This is a genomic window from Amycolatopsis echigonensis (genome assembly GCF_002846615.1).
Lineage (GTDB): Bacteria > Actinomycetota > Actinomycetes > Mycobacteriales > Pseudonocardiaceae > Amycolatopsis > Amycolatopsis echigonensis.
The window spans coordinates 6,048,772-6,067,582 of record NZ_PJMY01000003.1; the positions used below are offsets into that span (position 1 = coordinate 6,048,772).

26 protein-coding genes are annotated in these 18,811 nt (G+C 68.9%); 24 read left to right on the forward strand and 2 right to left on the reverse strand.

The window, feature by feature from the left end; all coding sequences use genetic code 11:
- Positions 1-64: 64 nt before the first annotated feature.
- Positions 65-1,321 (reverse strand): tyrosine-type recombinase/integrase, encoded by a 1,257-nt coding sequence (locus ATK30_RS33755; protein WP_101438830.1) that lies wholly within the window; start codon positions 1,319-1,321, stop codon positions 65-67.
- Positions 1,321-2,010 carry a helix-turn-helix transcriptional regulator gene (locus tag ATK30_RS44850; RefSeq protein ID WP_143271459.1) on the reverse strand — a complete coding sequence of 230 codons (690 nt, stop codon included), beginning with the start codon at positions 2,008-2,010 and terminating at the stop codon, positions 1,321-1,323. The genes ATK30_RS33755 and ATK30_RS44850 overlap by 1 nt, the downstream gene beginning before the upstream one ends.
- Positions 2,011-2,205: 195 nt before the next feature.
- Here ATK30_RS44850 and ATK30_RS33760 point away from each other — a divergent pair, with 195 nt between their 5' ends.
- From ATK30_RS33760 to ATK30_RS33875, 24 genes are all read left to right on the forward strand, one after another.
- A complete protein-coding gene (locus ATK30_RS33760; protein ID WP_208637476.1) occupies positions 2,206-2,376 on the forward strand; it encodes a helix-turn-helix transcriptional regulator in 171 nt (56 codons plus the stop codon).
- Positions 2,377-2,381: 5 nt separating this feature from the next.
- Positions 2,382-2,903, forward strand: coding sequence for a hypothetical protein (locus tag ATK30_RS33765; RefSeq protein WP_143271460.1), 522 nt, complete (start codon positions 2,382-2,384; stop codon positions 2,901-2,903).
- Positions 2,900-3,391 carry a hypothetical protein gene (locus tag ATK30_RS33770; protein WP_101438833.1) on the forward strand — a complete coding sequence of 164 codons (492 nt, stop codon included), beginning with the start codon at positions 2,900-2,902 and terminating at the stop codon, positions 3,389-3,391. Before ATK30_RS33765 ends, ATK30_RS33770 begins: the two co-directional genes overlap by 4 nt.
- 14 nt (positions 3,392-3,405) lie before the next feature.
- Complete coding sequence (locus ATK30_RS33775) at positions 3,406-4,014, forward strand: hypothetical protein (RefSeq protein WP_101438834.1); 609 nt, start codon at positions 3,406-3,408, stop codon at positions 4,012-4,014.
- Positions 4,007-4,363: a hypothetical protein gene (locus ATK30_RS33780; protein ID WP_143271461.1), complete on the forward strand. Its 357-nt coding sequence runs from the start codon at positions 4,007-4,009 to the stop codon at positions 4,361-4,363. The genes ATK30_RS33775 and ATK30_RS33780 overlap by 8 nt, the downstream gene beginning before the upstream one ends.
- The gene (locus ATK30_RS33785) at positions 4,344-5,297 is read left to right on the forward strand and encodes a hypothetical protein (RefSeq protein WP_101438836.1); all 954 of its coding nucleotides are present in this window, start codon (positions 4,344-4,346) and stop codon (positions 5,295-5,297) included. Before ATK30_RS33780 ends, ATK30_RS33785 begins: the two co-directional genes overlap by 20 nt.
- A complete protein-coding gene (locus ATK30_RS33790; RefSeq protein WP_101438837.1) occupies positions 5,294-6,604 on the forward strand; it encodes a replicative DNA helicase in 1,311 nt (436 codons plus the stop codon). The genes ATK30_RS33785 and ATK30_RS33790 overlap by 4 nt, the downstream gene beginning before the upstream one ends.
- Before the next feature lie 11 nt (positions 6,605-6,615).
- Entirely contained in the window at positions 6,616-6,894 is a 279-nt protein-coding gene (locus ATK30_RS33795) for a hypothetical protein (RefSeq protein ID WP_143271462.1), read from the forward strand.
- Between the two features lie 92 nt (positions 6,895-6,986).
- The gene (locus ATK30_RS33800) at positions 6,987-7,529 is read left to right on the forward strand and encodes a hypothetical protein (RefSeq protein ID WP_143271463.1); all 543 of its coding nucleotides are present in this window, start codon (positions 6,987-6,989) and stop codon (positions 7,527-7,529) included.
- A gap of 153 nt (positions 7,530-7,682) precedes the next feature.
- Entirely contained in the window at positions 7,683-8,201 is a 519-nt protein-coding gene (locus ATK30_RS33805) for a helix-turn-helix domain-containing protein (protein WP_158242541.1), read from the forward strand.
- Complete coding sequence (locus ATK30_RS33810) at positions 8,194-8,487, forward strand: hypothetical protein (RefSeq protein ID WP_208637477.1); 294 nt, start codon at positions 8,194-8,196, stop codon at positions 8,485-8,487. The genes ATK30_RS33805 and ATK30_RS33810 overlap by 8 nt, the downstream gene beginning before the upstream one ends.
- Positions 8,488-8,497: 10 nt before the next feature.
- Entirely contained in the window at positions 8,498-8,767 is a 270-nt protein-coding gene (locus ATK30_RS33815) for a hypothetical protein (RefSeq protein ID WP_101438841.1), read from the forward strand.
- Between the two features lie 23 nt (positions 8,768-8,790).
- Complete coding sequence (locus ATK30_RS33820) at positions 8,791-9,774, forward strand: glycosyltransferase family protein (RefSeq protein ID WP_101438842.1); 984 nt, start codon at positions 8,791-8,793, stop codon at positions 9,772-9,774.
- A 5-nt stretch (positions 9,775-9,779) separates the two neighbouring features.
- Positions 9,780-10,223, forward strand: coding sequence for a DUF1003 domain-containing protein (locus tag ATK30_RS33825; protein ID WP_244194959.1), 444 nt, complete (start codon positions 9,780-9,782; stop codon positions 10,221-10,223).
- Positions 10,223-10,855: a galactosyltransferase-related protein gene (locus ATK30_RS33830; RefSeq protein WP_101438844.1), complete on the forward strand. Its 633-nt coding sequence runs from the start codon at positions 10,223-10,225 to the stop codon at positions 10,853-10,855. Before ATK30_RS33825 ends, ATK30_RS33830 begins: the two co-directional genes overlap by 1 nt.
- Positions 10,856-10,925: 70 nt before the next feature.
- Positions 10,926-12,458 (forward strand): hypothetical protein, encoded by a 1,533-nt coding sequence (locus ATK30_RS33835; protein WP_101438845.1) that lies wholly within the window; start codon positions 10,926-10,928, stop codon positions 12,456-12,458.
- Between the two features lie 14 nt (positions 12,459-12,472).
- On the forward strand, positions 12,473-14,041 hold the full coding sequence (locus ATK30_RS33840; protein ID WP_101438846.1) for a phage portal protein: 1,569 nt from the start codon (positions 12,473-12,475) through the stop codon (positions 14,039-14,041).
- Positions 14,001-15,170 (forward strand): hypothetical protein, encoded by a 1,170-nt coding sequence (locus tag ATK30_RS33845; RefSeq protein ID WP_101438847.1) that lies wholly within the window; start codon positions 14,001-14,003, stop codon positions 15,168-15,170. Before ATK30_RS33840 ends, ATK30_RS33845 begins: the two co-directional genes overlap by 41 nt.
- Before the next feature lie 79 nt (positions 15,171-15,249).
- Positions 15,250-15,804, forward strand: coding sequence for a phage scaffolding protein (locus ATK30_RS33850; protein WP_101438848.1), 555 nt, complete (start codon positions 15,250-15,252; stop codon positions 15,802-15,804).
- Between the two features lie 51 nt (positions 15,805-15,855).
- Complete coding sequence (locus ATK30_RS33855; protein WP_101438849.1) at positions 15,856-16,815, forward strand: phage major capsid protein; 960 nt, start codon at positions 15,856-15,858, stop codon at positions 16,813-16,815.
- Between the two features lie 67 nt (positions 16,816-16,882).
- The gene (locus ATK30_RS33860) at positions 16,883-17,632 is read left to right on the forward strand and encodes a hypothetical protein (RefSeq protein ID WP_101438850.1); all 750 of its coding nucleotides are present in this window, start codon (positions 16,883-16,885) and stop codon (positions 17,630-17,632) included.
- Position 17,633: 1 nt separating this feature from the next.
- Positions 17,634-17,960 carry a hypothetical protein gene (locus ATK30_RS33865; protein ID WP_101438851.1) on the forward strand — a complete coding sequence of 109 codons (327 nt, stop codon included), beginning with the start codon at positions 17,634-17,636 and terminating at the stop codon, positions 17,958-17,960.
- Entirely contained in the window at positions 17,960-18,295 is a 336-nt protein-coding gene (locus ATK30_RS33870) for an HK97 gp10 family phage protein (protein ID WP_101438852.1), read from the forward strand. Before ATK30_RS33865 ends, ATK30_RS33870 begins: the two co-directional genes overlap by 1 nt.
- Positions 18,292-18,738 carry a hypothetical protein gene (locus ATK30_RS33875; RefSeq protein WP_101438853.1) on the forward strand — a complete coding sequence of 149 codons (447 nt, stop codon included), beginning with the start codon at positions 18,292-18,294 and terminating at the stop codon, positions 18,736-18,738. The genes ATK30_RS33870 and ATK30_RS33875 overlap by 4 nt, the downstream gene beginning before the upstream one ends.
- Positions 18,739-18,811: the final 73 nt, after the last annotated feature.

Below are 18,811 nucleotides of genomic sequence, written 5' to 3' on the forward strand. Positions count from 1 at the left end.
CGCACGTCTACTCCTTCGGTTTGTTGTAGTTGATCGTTGCGGCGTCTGTTCCGTCTCTGTTCCGTCAGCCGACGGCGCGGGGACGGAACAGGCGACGGTCGATGGCCTGCCGCGCGCGGTCGTGCGAGTCCGGGAGCAGGTGGCTGTAGACCCGCAGCGTGAACGCTGGGTTGGCGTGCCCGAGGTACTCGGCTAGCTCCCGGATCGACACGCCGTCGGCGAGCATCACGCTTGCGTAGTAGTGCCGCAGCTGATGCGTGCCTTGCCTTCCGGTCGTTACATACTTGCGCCGGCCGCGGTTATCCTTCGCGGGGTTCGGGATCACCTTCGCGGCGACCAGGGCTGGCTTCCAAGCGGTCTCGGAGTAGGCGCGGGCTTTCAGGTGGCCGCCGTCGCGCCACCGGAACAGCACACGGTGGGTGCGGAGTTCGCCGCCTGGCTTCTCCCATGGCAACGTGAGCGGTTCTGGCGGGAACCTGTCGATGTGCGCTCGAAGGCCGGCGGCGATCGAGGGCGGCATCGGCACCTCGCGCGTCCGGTCGTTCTTCGGCAGCGCGAACACGTAGTCCTTGCCGAGCTTCTTGATCTGGCGCCGGACGTAGAGCACGCCGCGTTCCTCGTCGATGTCGTCCTCCGCGACCGCGAACGCTTCGGCTTCACGGTGGCCGCAGCCGGCCGCCATGGTTGGCAACATCCGCAGGTACTCGGGGTGCGCGTCGATCAGGGCGAACACAGTCTCGTCCGCCCACGCCACGACCGGCTCGCCTGAGCCGCCGTCTCCGGACTGGACCTTCTTCACGATCGGAGCCTTCGCGGGGTTCTTCTTGATCAGCTCATCGCCGTCCGGACCAGCCAGATCAAGCACGCCGACGATGATGCGCCGCGCCGCCGCCACGGTGGACGGGCCGTGCGTCTCGCCGAGCTTCGTCTGAAACGCCTGAATTTCCGAGGGCTTGATCGCCTTCACCGGGCGCTTGGCCAAGACCGGCTCAACGTGACGCCGGTAGACCCCCTGGTCGTGCATCATGGTCGACGGGTCGACCTTGCGGACGCTGAACCAGCGCTTCGCGATGCTGTCGAACAGTTCCCGGCCGGCCTTCGGGTCGACGTACTCGCCGCGATCGCGGTCCGCCTCCATCTTCTGCCAGTACTTCGTGGCCGGCGTCTTGTTCGTGAACGCCTTCGTCTTCGGCTGCTCGTCGGGATCGAGCCAGCAGGCAAGCCAGCGCTTCCCCGTGCCCCACCGCTTGTTCGGGACCCGCGTCACCTTGCCGTCGGGCTGCGTCTCCGGGCGCGTCCATAGATCCTTCGTGTAGCCCATTATGTGTAGCCTTTTAGCTTTGCTTCGGTCGACGCAATCATTGAAATCGTTGCTTCGCGTTCAAATGCGGCGTGTTGAGCGCGCGCTCGGGCCATTGCAACACTTTCTTGCAGTGCTGCTAATTTCTCGGAAGGCGTGTCAGCAAGTGATTCTTCCTCTTTTAGTCTGTGGGCGGCGACTTCGTAATCGAGCCGTGCTGAGGCTGCGTCCATTTCAGCTGCTTCCAAAGCCAGCATGAGCTGCCTTAGTTCCGTTCGCAGCTTTGCCTGCTCCTCCAGTTGGTTTAGGTGATGCTGCACATCGGCCCGCCTCGCGGTCAGCGTGGCTAGCTCTCTCGAAATAAACTCCAGATGCTTTCGCGCCTCTTTTATCTGTTCCGTTAATTCTGGTTGCGGTCGCATCATGTCTTCGAGGCTAGATCCTAATGCGTCTGAGATCGCTGCAGCTTCGCCCAGTCGAATTGCGCGTGACCCGCTTTCCCTTGATGCGGCCTTTTCGATTCGCGTGATAGCGGTTCCGTCAATATTGATGCCGTAGTCGCGGAGGCTGCGGGCCAGCGCGGTCTGCGATATCCCGCGCTCCTCGCGTACCTCGCGCACCCGGGCGGCGAAGGCCGCTTCGGTCTCTCGCGCTTGACGAGGGCGTCGCTTCGGTGCGGCGCGATCGTGATGGTCCTCGTTCGGGGTCACCGGTCACTCTCCGTTGGCTCGCGTTGGTCCTGCAGTTTTCGCAGCGTACCGCTTGACACGCAGGAGTCAACGCCCGATAGTGAGTGCCAACGCTGTAATTACTGCAGATGGCTGAGAGGATCGCAGCGAATGAGCCAGAGACCATCACCCAGGGGCGGAACCGAGGCGCACCCCAGGGACCGTCCGGAGTACCTGGTGACCGAGGAGCTGGCGGCCCGCTTCCGGACCGCAGACTCCACGATCAGGTACTGGCGGATGATCGGATACGGCCCCCGGGGTGTGAAGGTCGGACGCCGCGTCCTTTACTCGCTCGCCGAGGTCGAGAAGTTCGAGGCTGAGCTCGCCGCTTCGAGCGAGACAGCGTGATCGCGATGACCACCAACCAGATGGAGGACCGCCCGGTTCAGCTTGCCGGCACGACCGGGCGGCCCGTGACGACGAACACCCTGGAGATCAGCATGTACGTCGATTGCCAGTTTGACACATTGACACACGAACGGCCGAACGCCGCCACGTTCCTGGTGGCCCCTGAGCTCGGCTTGGCCGCGAGGCTGCGCCGCGTGCGGAACCGCGCCGAGATGCTGCTCTTGCCGCCGTCGCCGAAGTTCATGCGGTCGTTCGACCGTCTGATGGCGACGTTCCCGGTTGCGGAGCTGGCCGCCGCTGCTCGGCGGCCGCGCCGGTGGTGCCGTGGCAGGTGGCAGCGCGCTCTGGATGCCGCCGTCGTGGACCATCTCGCGTCGCGGCTGTTGGAGGAGTCCGGCGTCCTGCCGGATTGGGCGGAGCGGGACCGTCGACTGCGGCGTGCTGCGGAGCGCCTGCGTGGTCGAGCACGCCGTCAGCTGGAGTTCCTGGCTGCGCTGCCGGACGGCGACGAGGACGGTGGCCGGTGAACGAGCCCATCCCGGTCTACACGACCTCGCGCTTGCGCGTAGTCGTCACAGCTTATCTCGCGCAGGTGCGCGCCGGCCGGATCACGTTGGACGAGGCGGAGGCGCGCGTGGTCGCCGCGTTCGACTCGCTGGAGCGGCAGCGGGCCGCTGCCGCGCTGCTGCGCGACCAGGAGGTCACCGGCAACCGCGAGGGCAAGGTGGCGGCTGACCCGGCCATCACCTCCGCCCGCGCGGCCCGGTCCGTCCAGCCCCGCACCGGCACGCAGCGCGCGGCGATCCTGCAGTACGTCGTCGAGGCGCCCAACGGCGTCACCGACTTCGAGATCAGCCGCGACATGCGGATCTTGCCGAACTCGGTGCGGCCGCGAAGGAACGAACTCGCTGACGGCGGCTACGTCGTCGACTCCGGTCAGACCCGGCAGCACCGCGGCTCGTCGTGGGCGGTCTGGGTCGCGACCGACGAAGCCCGGGCCTGGTACGGCCGTTAGACAGGAGCAGCCGCATGACCACCTTCAACGACGCCGACGGTGTTACCGCGGCGGACGTGATCACCATCGGCGACATTCTCTTCGGTCTCGGCCGTGTCGCCGGGAAGCTCGACGCTGCCAGCCGGGGACTCGACCGGGACCGGCCGCGCACCAGCGTGGTGCCGGTCGGTGCGCCCGACCGGGGCGAACTGTGGGCACGGCTCCGGCTCGCGGAATCCCTGCTGCGGCAACGGCCCTGGACGCCGGACCTTGCGCCGATCCTCCTCGCCGTCATCGACGGCGAGACCAACCCGAAGGACACCACCGTTAGGAACATCGGCGTGCGCGGCATCATTCAGAGCGAACTCGACTCGATCCCGTTCGCCGCTCGCACCCAGCTGCAGGTGATCAACCAATACCACCGGATGTTCCCGTTGCTGCGCGCCTACGACGAGGTGGTTGCGGAGGCCGGGGCCGAGGGCATCGACCAGCGCGACGCTGCGAAGGCGGCGCTTGATGCGATCGGGCTGCCGCCGACCCACCAGGTGCAGGTCGACGCGGCCGTCGCCTACGTCGAGAAGCTCCGCGATGAGATGGACACGCAGTGGCCGTCGCCGGACATCTCCGGCGGCATGGGTGACTGAATCGTCCATTGTGGACAACGCGGCAGCGCTGGCGATCTCGGTCGCCGGCGCGGCCGCGGACGCGGAGCGCGAAGCCAAGATCTGCGCCGCGACTGACCCGATCTACGCCGAGATGATGGCGACGTATGCCGAGCTGGGTGAGCTGCTGGAGGCCAACCGGCACGTCACCCCGGCCACGGTTGCGTCGCTGCCGCCGGCCAACGTGCAGCAGTACGAAGACGAGTGCCGTGCCCTGGTGGATCGGCTGATCGAGCTGGAAAAGCCGATGCAGCTGGATCAGGCGCAGCGGTGGGCGCGCTGGTGCGCGCAGAACATGACAGGAGGTGCCCGTGCGAATCCGCAGCATTAGGCCGGAGTTCTGGCGTTCGGACGACATCAACCAGCTCTCGCGCGAGGTCCGGTTGCTGTTCATCGGCTTGTGGTCCTATGTGGACGACAACGGTGTCGGTGTGGACGACCACCGCCAGATCGCCGCGGACCTCTTCCCGCTTGACGACGACCCTCGCGAGGTGCGCGAGTTTGTTCGCGAGGGACTCGCGACACTTTCGCGAGTGTTGTTGCTGACCCGTTTTGAGCACGACTCCAGGTCGTACATCTTCATCCCAACTTGGGACAAGCACCAGAAGATCGACCGCCCGGGCAAACCTCGCTACCCGCGACCCGGCGAGCCCGCTGCCAGCGGAAACGTCGAGGCCCGGTCCGAAAAGGACTCCAATTCGCGACAGGATCGCGAGACCATCGCGACTGGAGAAGGGGAGAAGGGGAGAAGGGGAAAAGAAAAGACTTCGTCCAACCGGCGGTCGGACGGTGCGTCGGCCGACTCCAAGTTCGACGAGTTCTGGTCCGCCTACCCGCGTCGTGAAGCCAAGCGGGGCGCGCACACCAAGTTCGCCAAGGCCGTCAAGGACGGCACCCCGGCGGAGGAGATCATCGCCGGGGCCAAGCGCTACGCCGCCTACCTGGCCAGGGTCGGCCGCGAACGCGAGAAGATCAAGATCCCGACCACGTGGCTCAACAACGGCTGCTGGGACGACGAACTCGGCGGCGAGCAGGCTGCACCAGTCGCCGGAACCGACCCAGTTGCGTGGCTGCGCGGCCTCTGGCAGGCCGCCGACGTGGCACCGATCGAGCGCGCCACGCACCTGCGCTACGAACGTCCCGACCTCCCTGTCGGGATCGACGGCAAGCAGGCGGTCGCCGACTTCTTCCGCGACCACCGCCGGGCCTGGATCGACCAGCACCGCCCCGAAATCCTCGCCCAGCTCACCAAGGACGCCGCATGACGACCACCGACGACCGGTCCGTGCCTGCCGCGAACCTCGCGCAGGAAGCCCTCGACCAGCTCAACCCCGCAGCCGAAGAGAACTACCTCGTGTCCCTGCTCCTCACCCTCACCACGCGGAACCTGCGCGATGACGCGCTCGAGCAGATCGCCCCGGACGACTTCGCGAACCCGCACCTTGGCGGTCTCTGGGAGAGCGCCCGCACGCTGCAGGCCGCCGGGAAGAAGATCGACCGGCGCAGCCTCGCCGCCGCCAGCCGCTCCGACCTCGCGGAGCGTCTCCTCGCGCGGTTCACCAGCGTCGTCCCCGACCCGAAGGACTTCCCGCACGCGCTCGCCGAGGTGCAGCGCTGCGCCGGGATCCGCCGCCTCGTGCTCGCCACGATCCGCGTGCAGCAGCGCGCCATGACCGCCGACTCCGGGTCCGAAGCGCTCGCCTTCGCGCACGAGGAACTGGCCAAAGTGGACGCCGGGACCGCGGTGAGCAAGCACACCTACACCTTCCGCCACTTGCTGACCCGGCTCGACGCCGAGCTGCGCACCCCGGAGTCCTACCGGATCATCACGACCCCCTGGGCCGAGGTGAACGAGAGGATCTCGGGCGGCTTCCATGCCGGCCGCCTGTACGTGATCGGGGCCCGCCCCGGCGAAGGCAAGTCCATCGCCGCCCACCAGGCCGCCGAACATGCCGCTGGGCACGGCCACCCCGCGATGATCTTCTCTGTCGAGATGGGCGGCGTCGAAGTCACCGGCCGCATCGTCGCCAACGGCGCCGAAATCGAGATGGGCGAGATCTCGCGCCGTGACCTGTCCAATCGCAGCTGGCAACTGTTCGAGGAGTACCGGGCCCGCGCACAGGACTACCCGCTCACGATCGACGACCGCCCCGACCTGACGCTGTCCTACATCGCCGCGAAGTGCCGTGAGCACAAGCGGCGGCACGGGCTCGATGTGGTCGTCGTCGACTACCTGCAGCTGCTCAGGGGCGAGCGGCACATCTCCCGCGAACAGCAGGTCGCCGGGATCTCCCGCGGCCTCAAACAGCTGTCCCGGGAACTCGACTGCGCGATGGTCGTGCCCGCCCAGCTCAACCGCAACCCGGCCGCGCGCGGCAAAGCGATGCTGTCGGACCTGCGCGAGTCCGGTGGTATCGAAGCCGACGCCGACGTGGTGATGCTGCTCGCTCGCCAGGTCGACGACAACGGCAACCCCAACGGCTACCTCGGGATCAACCTCGCCAAGAACCGGCACGGTCGCGTCGGCGACCTCGAACTCCCGTGGCGTCCGCACTACTCCCGCATCGGATGAAGGGAACGATCATGCAGGAATCCATGCCCGGCCGCGTCACCAACGGCCGCGAGCACTACGACCAGCCCACCACTCGCAAGGAACTCGAACAGCGCCTAGTCAACGCCCGGCAAGACGAGGCCGCTGCACGGGAACAGGCTGAACGCAGCATCGACCCTGCTGCCAGCGAAGCCCACGCCAAGTACGTCGCCAAGCTGATCGACGAACTCGAACTGGTCCAAGCCCAGCGGAAGGCCGACCCGCCCAAATCCCGTGCATGGCACGACGCGAACCGGCTACTCGGCGGATGACGCGGCGCGCCGGTTGCCGCAACCTCCTTGCCGGTCCACTCGAGCCGCTACTATTGGGACGATCGTTCAGGTTGTTCTGGTAGGGGGTGACCATGTCCGAGATCGTCGAGCTTCTGGACTACGTCGTGCAGCGCGGATCGGTGACCGCGAAACCCGGCGCGGTCGGCACCAAGTCCGGGTTCGGATCCCGGCCGCCGATCGACCTGGACGCACTCGACTTGCGGGACCGGTTGACGGCCGCGGAGACGTGGGCGCGATGGGATCTCGACGACGCGACGGAGGCCGCCATGGCGCGGATCGAACGGCCGGCGCACGTGCCGCTCGGCCTGTGCCCGGAGTGCGACACGCCGGTGTGGTGCGAGTTCGATCGGGTCGCGGCGCAGTGCCCGCTGTGCGGCGGCTGGCTCAACCGCGCCGACTCCGTGGCCGCGGCCCGCGAATACGTCGAGCAGACGTGGCTGACGGCCGCCGAGATCGAGGAGGAGACCCGCACCTGGGGCAGCCCGGTGAAGGCCGCGAGGGTGCGGCAGTGGCGGCGTCGCGGCCGGATCGAGGCCGACGAGGACAGTCGCTATCGGCTGGCCGACGTGCTCGCGGTCCTCGACGAGATTGACAGGCACCTGTCAGCCGCTTAGTGTGACAACCCGAGGCGGAGCTGTCTCCGCCGAAACCCACCGGTCGACACGGTCCCGGTGGGTTTCTTCATGTCTCCGGTCGAGCACGGCGCGCGCCACCTACCTCGCGCGTCGCGCTCCCCGGACCAGCAACACCGGCAGGGGGTGGCTGTCGTGGCGAATCCCGGCCAGTCTCGCGGCAACCGCGCCGAGCTGGCGGAGAAGCGCGCCGAGGCGTACCGGCTGAAGCTCCGCGGTCTGTCCGACCGCGCGGTGGGCGCGCAGCTCGGCGTGAGCCACACGTCTGTGCAGAACTGGATCAAGCAGGAAGCCGACGAACGGGTGCTGCCGCTCGCCGACGAATACCGGAAGGTCCAGCTCGAACGGCTCGGCGAGATGCGGCAGGCCGCGCTGCTGGTGCTGGAGCGTTTCCACTACACGGTCTCGCAGGGCCGGGTGATGAACGATCTCGACGGCCTGCCGATCGAGGACGACGCGCCGCAGCTCGCGGCGATCGACCGGCTGCTGCGCATCGAGGAACGCATCGCGAGGCTGCTGGGCCTGGACGCCCCGACCCGCGCCGAGGTCGAGGCGCGCGTGGACTCCCGGCCGGCGGAGCTGCTCGCGAAGGTCGAGGCCGCGCGCGCCGCGGTCGCCGCACAGGAAACCGCGCTGCGAGACGGCGATGAGTGAGGCGGCCAGCAAGGCCAGTCCGCACGGCGCGACGCCGGACCACCTGAAGGACTACTGGGTGCACGGCGAGGGCGCGGCGAAGATCGGCTGGGGTGCGCCGGACGACTACTACCGCTGCGTCCTCGAACTCGGCAAGTACGTCAGCCCCGGCGAGGTGCACGGCCAATGCGAGAACCTGCACGAACTCGCGACCGGCATGAGCACCGCGGAGCACGCGGAAGCGTTGGGCGGCAAGGACAAACACCCGTCAACCCCGGGTGAGCACGTGGCAGCCAAGTTGAAGTGAGGAAGACCTGATGGCGCACAAGTTCCGGCCCGGTGACCGGGTGATCGTGCCGAGCGGCGAGCTCGGCACCGTCCTGCAGGAAGACACCACGTCCGGCTACTCCGTCTACCGCGTCAGCGTGCACGACGGTCAGTTGGCGCTCGTGCCCGAGGACGAACTGGCCGCCTACAGCGGCGAACCCGAGGCTCCCGCGCCGGCCCCCGAGCCGGTTCCCGAACCGGAACCGCTGGGCACGACGGCGTTCCCGCCCGCGCCGGACTGGCCCGCACCCACCGCCTGACCTGATCCCTGAGGAGGTGCGCGTTGCGTCTCTTCGGCTGGCAGGGCGACACCCAGGGCTGCGGCTACTACCGCATCGCCCTGCCCTTCGACGCGCTCGCCGCGCGCGGCCACGACGCCGCCTACAGCACGCGGATGCCGGACGCGGTGCGGGACGGCGGGGTGGACGTGGTCGTCGGGCAGAGGGTGTGCGAGCCCGGCCCGTCCGGGATCTGGCAGCGCCTCGCGGCCGCCGGCCACACGAAGCTGGTGTTCGAGCTCGACGACGACCTGTGGAACATCGACCCGTCGAACCGTTCGTCCCACGCGTTCTACGACGCGGACCGACAGCGACGCCTGATCGAGAACATCCGGGTGGCGGACGCGGTCACGGTGACGACCGAGCCGCTGGCTGAGGTCGTTTCCGCGTGGAACCCGGTCGTGCACGTGGTGCCGAACCAGATCCCCGGGTGGCTGCTCGACCACGAACGCCCGGTCACCGAGTCGGTGACGATCGGGTGGCGCGGCGGACCGTCGCACTCCCGCGACTTCGGCGAACTGGCCAAGCCGCTGCGCCGGTTCCTGCAGCACCCGTGCAACCGCGACCGCGTCGAGTTCCACGCGATGGGCGCGGACTACACACCGCGCGTCGCCAGCAACCGCGGCCGTACACGGCACACCGGGTGGACACCCGAACCGGAACGGTTCCTGCGCGGCGTCGACTTCGACCTGGGCGTGATCCCGTTGCGCCCCAGCGTGTTCAACGACTCGAAGTCCGAGCTGGCGTTGCTGGAGCTTGCCGCACTCGGCATCCCCGCGATCGTGTCGGACACCGGCCCGTACCGGCGCGCAGTCGACTCGGGCGCGCCGGCCCGGCGGGCGAGCCTGCCGAGTTGCTGGACGGCGGCGCTGACCGACCTCGTCGGCGACGCCGAGGCCCGGGTGCAGCTCGGCAAGGAAGCCCGCGAATGGGCCGCCGGCCGCACGGTCGAGGCCAACGTGTCGCGGTGGGAGGAGGCATACCGGTGAAAACCATGTGGCATCACCACCCGCACGTCCGGTCGGGCGACGAGCTGACGCTGGGGGAGCGCGCCGCCGACGCCGTCCGCAACGGCATGGGCAGCTGGGCGTTCATCTGGCTGCAGACCGCGTTCATCGTCGCCTGGGTCACGCTGAACGTCATCGGCATCGTTGCGCGGTGGGATCCGTTCCCGTTCATCCTGCTGAACCTCGCGTTCTCGGTGCAGGCCGCGTACGCGTCGCCGATCATCCTGCTGTCGCAGCGACGGGGCGACCAGAAGTCCAGCGAACTCGCACTGTCCACACACGACAACGGCGTGAAGCTGCTCGATCTGAACCAGCGGCAGCTGGAGATCCTCGAGCAGCTGCGCGAGATGCGCGAAACGCTGAAGGAACTCGCACCCGACCCCACGCCTGCTGCGGAGACGCCGAACGCCGGAACAGGGGGCTACTGCTGATGGCCACTGCCGTGATCGTGCCGTGGGGCACCGACAACGGCCCCCGCGAACGCGTGTGGACCGCCGTGCGGAAGCTGTGGGAGCAGACCGACTGCGACCTGATCGTCGCCGCTGACCCGCTGTTCGCCCAGCGAGGCAAGTTCTCCGTGAGCCGTGCGGTCAATCAGGCCGTCCGCCTGGCCCCGCCGGAGTACGACCGGTTCGTGATCTTCGGCGCGGACCAACTGCCGTGCGTGCGCACCGTCGAATGGGCAGCCGCCGAACTGGACAGCCAGCCCTGGACCCTGCTGTTCGACCGCGGCTTCGGCCTGTCCGAAGCGGACACGAACCGATGGCTGGAGGACGGCTACCGGATCGAACCGCCGTTCACCGAGCTGTTCTCCTCGCCGTGCGTCGGCCCGGTCGCGTTCACCCGCGCCACCTTCGAGAAGGTCGGCGGGTTCGACGAGCGCTACGAGGGCTGGGGCTACGAGGACGTGGACCTCTGGTACCGGCTGCAGCGCGACGTGCCACGCACCGCGGCGCAGAACTACCCGGGCACGCCGCTCGTGCAGTTCTGGCACCCGGTGACCCATCACGACCTGTCGCAGGCGAACCCGAACGTCCGACTGTTCGCCAAGACCTGGGGCTGATCGGCTGCCCGACGGAGCCGGGTAGAGCCCTCGGCGCAGGCTCGCGCACGGGCGGCGCGTGGAGGGCACCATGTTCGACCTGACCGCCTACCTGGCCGGGTTCGACCCGGACCTGCTCGCCGACGGCGAGGGCCGGCGGATCCTGACCCGGCTCGACCCGCTGCTGTTCGCGTTGACGTACCTGCCGCATCACTTGCGCGACGCGTCGACCCGCGGTCAGATCACCCTGTCGGAGTTCCACACGACGATCGTCGAGCACGCCACGACGTGGGCGCGGCCGTCCACACGGCCGCTGCAGGACCGCGACGCCTACGTCGCGCCGCGCGGCTGCGGCAAGTCGACATGGCTGTTTCTGATCCTTCCGCTGTGGGCCGCGGCGCACGGGCACCGGAAGTTCGCGGCCGCGTTCGCCGACAGCGGCGACCAGGCGCAGCGGCACCTGCAGTCGTTCAAGGGGGAGCTGCAGAACAACGAGCTGCTGCGCGCCGACTTCCCCGGCCTGTGCACGCCGGCGCGCAAACCCTCGGGCGGCGCGATCGCGGACAACCAGACGATGTACGTGTCGGAGTCCGGGTTCGTGTTCGGCGCGAAGGGCATCGACTCGTCCAGCCTCGGCATGAAGGTCGGCTCCGACCGACCGGACCTGATCATCCTGGACGACATCGAGCCGGACGAGTCGAACTATTCGCTGGCGCAGAAGACGAAACGGCTGACCACGTTGCTGGACGCGGTGCTGCCGCTGAACATCTACGCGCGCGTGGTGCTGGTCGGCACGGTGACGATGCCGGAGTCGATCGTGCACCAGCTGGTGCGGTCGGTCATTCAGCCCGACACCACCGAGCAGTGGGTGCGCGACACCCAGTTCCGTGCCCACTATTTCCCGGCGATCATGACGGACGACGAGACCGGGCAGGAACGCTCGCTGTGGCCGGCGAAGTGGCCGCTGGAGTTCCTGCAGTCCATCCGCCACACCCGCGACTACAAGAAGAACTACGCGAACGACCCGCTCGGGCTCGACGGCGAGTTCTTCACTGCGGACGACTTCGTGTACGGCGAGCTTCCGGCGATGTCGGCGTGTCTGCTGTCGATCGACCCGGCGGTGACGAGCAAGGAGAAGTCCGACTTCACCGCGGTCGCCGTGATCGGCGCGCAGCCGGCCCGGCACGAGGTGGTCGACGGGCGCATGGTCGAGGTCGAGCCGAAGAAGTGCGTGGTCCGCTACGCGCAGGCGCGCCGTGTCCAGGTCGGCGAGCCGTTGCGGCAGTGGGTGTTGGCGCTGCTGGCGGAGTTCCCGGAGATCTCCGGGATCCTGATCGAGGTCAACCAGGGCGGCCAGACCTGGACTTCGGTGCTGCACGACATGCCGGTGCGGATCGACACCCTGCACAACACGCTGCCGAAGGAAGTCCGCGCCGCCCGGCTTGCGACCCGATACCAGATGCGGCGCGTCCTGCACGCGAAGCCGCTCGATCAGGCCGAGGCGCAGCTGGTGTCGTTCCCGAAGGCCCCCAACGACGACCTGGTCGACGCGATCGGCAACGGCGTCGCTCGCTTCCTCGGCGACCCGAAACCGGTCGCTGACGCACGCCAGTACGCCTACTGAGAAAGGGGGGACCGGTGGCACTCGACCAGACCCCCACCACGGACCTGGGCAAGGGCTTGGAGGCGCTGCAGAAGGCGTGCCCGGGCTACGAGAAGGCGAACAACTACTACTGCGGTGCGCTGCCGGAGATCTTCGCGGACCTGCGGCTGCGCGCCGCGATCCAGCGCACCGGCCTGTCGCTGTCGCTGAACTTCAGCCACAACGTGGTCGACGCCGTCTCCGACCGGCTCGAACTCGTCTCCTACACGGCCTCGGACGATGTGCCGAACACGGTGCTTACCGAGATCTGGGACGACAACCAGCTCGGGCTGCAGGCACCGAACGCGATGCGCAAGGCCGGCATCTTCGGCGACGCCTATGTGCTCGTGTGGATCGCCGACGGCGCCGAGGACGAGCGGCGGGTGAAGATCCGCTACCAGGATCCGCGGACGGTGCGGGTCGTGTACGCCGACGATGACCCGCTGACCCCGGCGTATGCGATCAAGCGGTGGGACGAGGACTACGCGCATCCGCTGATGCACGCCACCCAGACCCGCCACTACGTCGACCTGTACTACGCCGACCGGATCGAGCACTACGAGTCTAAGCCGGGCGCGAAGGGCGACCGGGAAGAGGACTACATCCCTTCGACGGTCGCGGATTCCGACGGCGACAACGACGCGCCGCCGCACGGCCCGGTCGAGGACAACCCGTTCGGCGAGATCCCGATCAAGCATCTGCGCACCGGCGCGGACTGCTACGGCGAGCCCGAGCACGCGCAGGTGTACTCCGCGCAGGACGCGATCCACGAGGCCGTGCTGGACCTGGTGACCACGCTCGTCTACTCGGGACACCCGCAGCGGTGGCGACTGCTCGACGCCGGCGCGGACACCTCGCAGTCGACGGCGGGCGACGAGGCGTTCTACACCTATGCCCTGCAGTCGAGCGGGGACACCCGCCCGATCATGGGCGAGCCGAAGAGCCAGCTGAAGTCGTCGCCGGGATCGTTGTGGGAGCTAACGAACACGAAGGCGGTCGGCCAGTTCGACGCAGCGGACTCGCGGACGTTCCTCGACACCATCAACGCGGTGCTGCGGTACATGGCGTTGATCTCGAACACCCCGTTCTCGCGGCTCGACCCGTCGGGCGTGGTCCCGTCGGGTGAGGCGCTGCGGACGCTGGAGGCTCCGTTCGTGCGGAAGGTCCGCAACCGGCAGCTGGCCTACGGCGCGGTGTGGCAGGAGATCTTCGAGTTCGCGCTGAAACTCGCCGGCCACGACGGCGCGACCGTCGATGTCCGCTGGGCTCCCGCGGCGTCCACGGACGACGCGGACACGTGGAACCTGGTGCAGGCCAAGCAAGCCTCGGGCGTGCCCGCTGCGATCACGTTGATGGAAGCCGGGTACGACGCCGAGATGGTCGGCGCATGGATGAAGGATTCCGGGTTCGTGCTGAACCAGAAGATGGCGGCGCTGGTGCAGCTCGGCGAGTTCCTGGCCTCGGCCGCGACCGCGACCGCGGCGGGCGTGATCGGCGCGGAGACGGTGCAGCAGGTGATCGAGAATGTCGTCGGCGACCTCGCCACCGCCCCGTCCGCCGAGTGACTCGGTCGTCCCGCCGCTGATCTTCCGGCACGACGCGGAGGCGTTGGCGCTCGAGGACGAAGCAGCGCGGATGGCCGCCGGGCCGTTGCGCAACCAGCTCGACGACATGGTGCAGGAGTTCCGGCTGCGCTGGGTCCGCGAGTTCGGGACGCTGCGCACCAAGGGCGACGGGTCGATCCTGCTGCGGCTGCTGCACGACCTGGCACAGGCACTGTCCGGCGTGTCGTTCGACCCGCATACGGCGCTGCTGGACTACGCGACCCGCGCGCAGCAGCTCGGCGTCACCCAAGGGTTCACCGAAGCCGGGCTCGAAGCCGCGGACCTGCCGACGCCGCTGCCGCTGGCCACGCACACCTACGTCGCCGGCGTCGTCGCGGCCGCGCGGGACAAGGTCGCGACCGCGGCCCGGATCGCGCCGACCCTGACCGGCACCTTCAACCAGACCGTCGTCACGGCGGCGACTCCGGCGCAGCACGCGGCGAACATCGTCGACCGGGCCGCGAGGACCCTCACGAACGAGCACCTGAACCAGGGCATCACCACAGTCGCCGACCAGGTCGACGGGACGCCCCTGTGGATCGCCGAACGCGACGCCTGCGTGCACTGCCTCGCCCTGAGCGGCCACACCCCGGGCCCGGACGGCCTGTTCGACGCCTCGGCGACGTTCGGGAAGCACCCGCTCGGCTGGCTGCCCGAGGGCGGCCTGACCGGCCCTCCGCGGCATCCGCGCTGCCGCTGCCGGATCACGATCTGGTTCGGGCACGACACCGCGGGCGCGGAGTCCATCACCCACGACTGGGCGGGCGCGATCGCCGAGGCCCGCGCGAACGGGGACGTGGTAGCCGAGCAGGCCGCGCACACGGCAGCCGCGGCCGCGCGCCGGTCCGCGGCCTACGACCTGCCTGCCGCGTTGCGGCGAGAGGCGGAACGCAGCGTCCTGAAGGGCTGGGCGCTGCCGTCCGAACCGGACTCGGTCCGGACCGACGCAGCCGACCGGCTGCTGACCCGCATCACCAACCGGGCCGGCTATTCGCCGTCCGGGTGGAAGGTTCCCGCCTCCGTCAAGAAGCAGACGCAGCGGCGGATCGACAAGGGGACGCACGGCGCGACGCCGTTCCCGCCCCGCTGAACACCAGGAGACACCCCGCGCTCGCGGGACAGGTACGGCCGCAGTCTGCGGCATCGGTTAGTGCATCGAGGAGAAACCCATGTCCGACAACGAGAACCAGAACCCCGGCGACGGCACCGGCACCGAGCCACCGGCCGGCGGCGACAGCTGGACGCCGCCCACCCGCGAGGAGTGGGACAAGCACCAGGCGGACCTGCGCAAGGCCAACGCCGAAGCGGCCAACCGGAAGCGGCAGCTGGCCGAGCAGGCCAAGCAGAACGAGACCGACGCCGAGAAAACCAGCCGGGAGGCCGCCGAGGCCGCCCGGTCGGGGTTCCTGCCGTTCCTGGTGAAGGCCGAGGCGAAGGCCGCGTTCCTCGCCGAGGGAGCCGACGCCGGGAAGGTCGCGAAGCTGACCCGCCTGCTGGACATGGCGAAGATCGAAATGGACGGCGACGAGCTGACCGGCCTCGACGAGCAGGTCGCGGAGCTGAAGGCCGACTTCCCCGAACTGTTCAAGACCAAGCCCGACGGCGACACGCCCCCGGCGCCGCCGCGCGTGCCGCGCGTCAACACCGCCCCGGCGCGCCCCGGCAACGGCCCGGCGCTCTCGCCGGGCGAGAACATCGCCCGCGCTCTCGGCATCGGGCGGTAACCCGTTCCAGCCGTTCGAGGCTGGCCGTTAATCCTGAAAGGACAGCCGACAATGGCGAACATCAACCTGCTGCAGTGGGTGCCCTACGAGTACGACCCGAACGTCATCCAGCGCGTCAAGCAGACCTCCGCCGTCATCAACTTCGGCCAGAACGTCACCATGGGCAGCGAGGCCAAGAGCATCCCGCGGTCTGGCGGCGCGCGCGCCCAGGCGATGTCGGCGGGCAGCAACTACTCGACCGACAACACCGCCAACGACGCGGTCTGGCTGTACGCGCAGAAGTACGGCGGCGCGCTGCCGGTCAACGAGGAAGACCTCAACGACTCGCTGGCCGACGTGGTGAACACGAAGCTGAACGACTTCACCACCTCGACGATGATCCAGTTTGACAACCACTCGCTGGGCGTCACCGGCGCGAAGGGGTCGGTCACGCTGGCCGACGGCACCCACCCGCAGTTCGACAGCCTGTACTACATCCTGACCCAGACCGACCCGGTCACCGGATACCAGGCGAACGCGAACATCACGCAGGGTCCGTCGGGCGGCATCACCTACGACTCGCTGCGCGCCCCGCTGAAGGCCGTGGAGACCGGGAACTACTTCCAGCCCAACAACATCGCGATCATCGCGCACCCGGCGTTCGCCGATACCCTGCGCGGGATCAAGGACAGCAACCAGCGCCCGATCTTCGTCGAGTCGTCCAACGGCACCGCCGGCGGCGGCCAGGGCGGCCCGAGCATGACGCTGTTCGGGCACCCGCTGCAGTGGTCGCTGGGCTGCCGTCTCTCCGGGGCTCCGACCGACCAGCCGACCGGGCACCCGTTCCTGGTGGTCTGCTCGCGGGACTACCTGATCTACGGGACCCGGCAGCCGCTGGCGCACCAGGAGATCGACGGCCTGACCGGCGTCGGCGCGCTCTCGGACAGCTTCTACCTGAAGACCCAGATGCGCCGCGCGTTCGTGCCGGGCCACCAGAACGCGTTCGGCCTGCTGGTCGACACCTCCCAGTGATCACCGGCCGCAGGCCCTGCACCGGCAGGGCCTGCGGCGCTCGTCGAGTCCGGAAGGGAGGGTCGCTGTGCTCATCACCGCGTACCAGGGGCAGTCCGTCGCGCTCACCGGCGAGTTCTTCACCGGCGGGGCGGTGGTCGACCCGGCGACTGTGACAGTGGCGATCGCCGACCCGACCGGCGCCGTCGAGCTGGCCGCCACCTCGGCCGGCGTCAGCCGGGAAAGCACCGGCGTCTACGACTACACCTGGACCGTCCCGGCCGCGGCCCCGCTGGGCAATCACGTCGTGACCTGGCAAGGCACGAGCCCGGCGTTGACGGTGCAGCAGCTGCTGGCCGTCACCGCGCCGTCCTCGGCGACATGGTGCCAGCTGACGGACGTTCCGGCCATCACCGGCGTCACGGTGGACCTGCCGACGCTGCTGCAGGCAGGGATCACCATCGACGTGGCGTGCGGCCGCCCGTACGCGGTGGACGTGGCTGCCGCGGCGAACGCGCGTATCGGTTCGCGGGACCTGTACTGGCTCAAGACCGCGACCGCGTATCAGGCGGCGTGGCTGGCGACCCAGGTCGACGCGATGACCCGGGTCGACGCGCTCGCGGTGCAGACCGGCCGTCGGATGCTGATGCTGCGCGACACCGCGCTGTTCCTCGCACCGCTCGCCCGGCGCGCGATCCAGCACGTGTCGTGGCTGCGCGACCGCAGCGTCCACGTCCAGTCGGGCCTCACCGACCCGGCCGGCGCGCTCGGCGCGAACCCGCTGTCGGCGGGGGTGGACGCGCTGTTCCCGTGGTCGACGGACGAGGGAGGCATGTGACGTGTACGGCCTCGCCACGTCCCGGATCACGGTCACCCGCGGCACCACGCCGGACCAGTTCGGCGACGCTGTCCCGTCGGGAACCGTGGTGTACCAGGGAATCGCGGACATCCAGGAGATCAGCAATCGCTACTTCGACCGGGCCACCCAGACGCCGCGCACCGTGCGGGACCTGGACATGGCCGTCTCCAGCGCCGCGGACATCCGCTCCGGGGATCTGGTGCACGACTCCACGTTCGGCCTCGACTACGTCGTGCTCGACGTGGTGCGCGAATTCGGCCCGTTGACCCGCGGCGACACCACCTGCGGACTGAAGCGGGTGGGCTGATGGCCGATTACGTCGAAGAACCGGGCTGGCGCGAGCAGATCGCCGCCGACGTACGCGACATGTTCGGCAAGCTCGTCGGCGATATCCTCGAGGACGCCAAACGGCTCGCCCCGGTCGACACCGGACGGTTGCGCGAGTCGCTGGATAGTGAGATCAACGGCGACACCGCGCGGATCGGCACCGAGCTCAACTACGCGCTCTACGTCGAGGAAGGCCACCGGGTCGCGTACCGCGGCGCGGACGGCCAAGTCCACTACACCGGTGCTGTGGTGTCGCCGCAGCCCTATCTGCGCCCGGCGCTGTACCGGAAACGCAGCATCGGCGGTGACGCATGACGTTCCGCTACGCCACCCCCGACGTGGTCGCTCTGGCGTGGGCCGCGCAGGCGCCCGGGATCGTCCCGTCGATGGTGGGCGACCAACTGCCCGTCGACAACTCGACCTGGGCGGCGTCGGGGTTCATCACCCCGACCGTGTCCGGCGGCGGCGCGAACGCCTACTACCGGCTCGACCAGCCGGTGGTGACCCTGCAGTGCTGGGCGTGCCGACCCGGTACCGACCTCGCGCCGTGGGGGAAGGCCGGGAACCTCGCCGAGACGCTGCGCGCCGCGACCTACCTGAACCGGCCGGTGTTCGTGTCGCTGTCCACATGCGACGAGAACGCGCGGGTCCTGTCCTCCTCGGTGGTCGGGTCGCCGCGGAAGGTGTACGGAGACATCGGCGACTACGCCGCCTTCACCGTCGACGTGCAACTGCACTGGGTGCCGATTCCCCAGTAGCAGCAAGGAGTATTTCGCTTCCGCATTCCCGCGGGGGACCAACACGGGACTGGTTCGTGCCGTCCCTCATGCA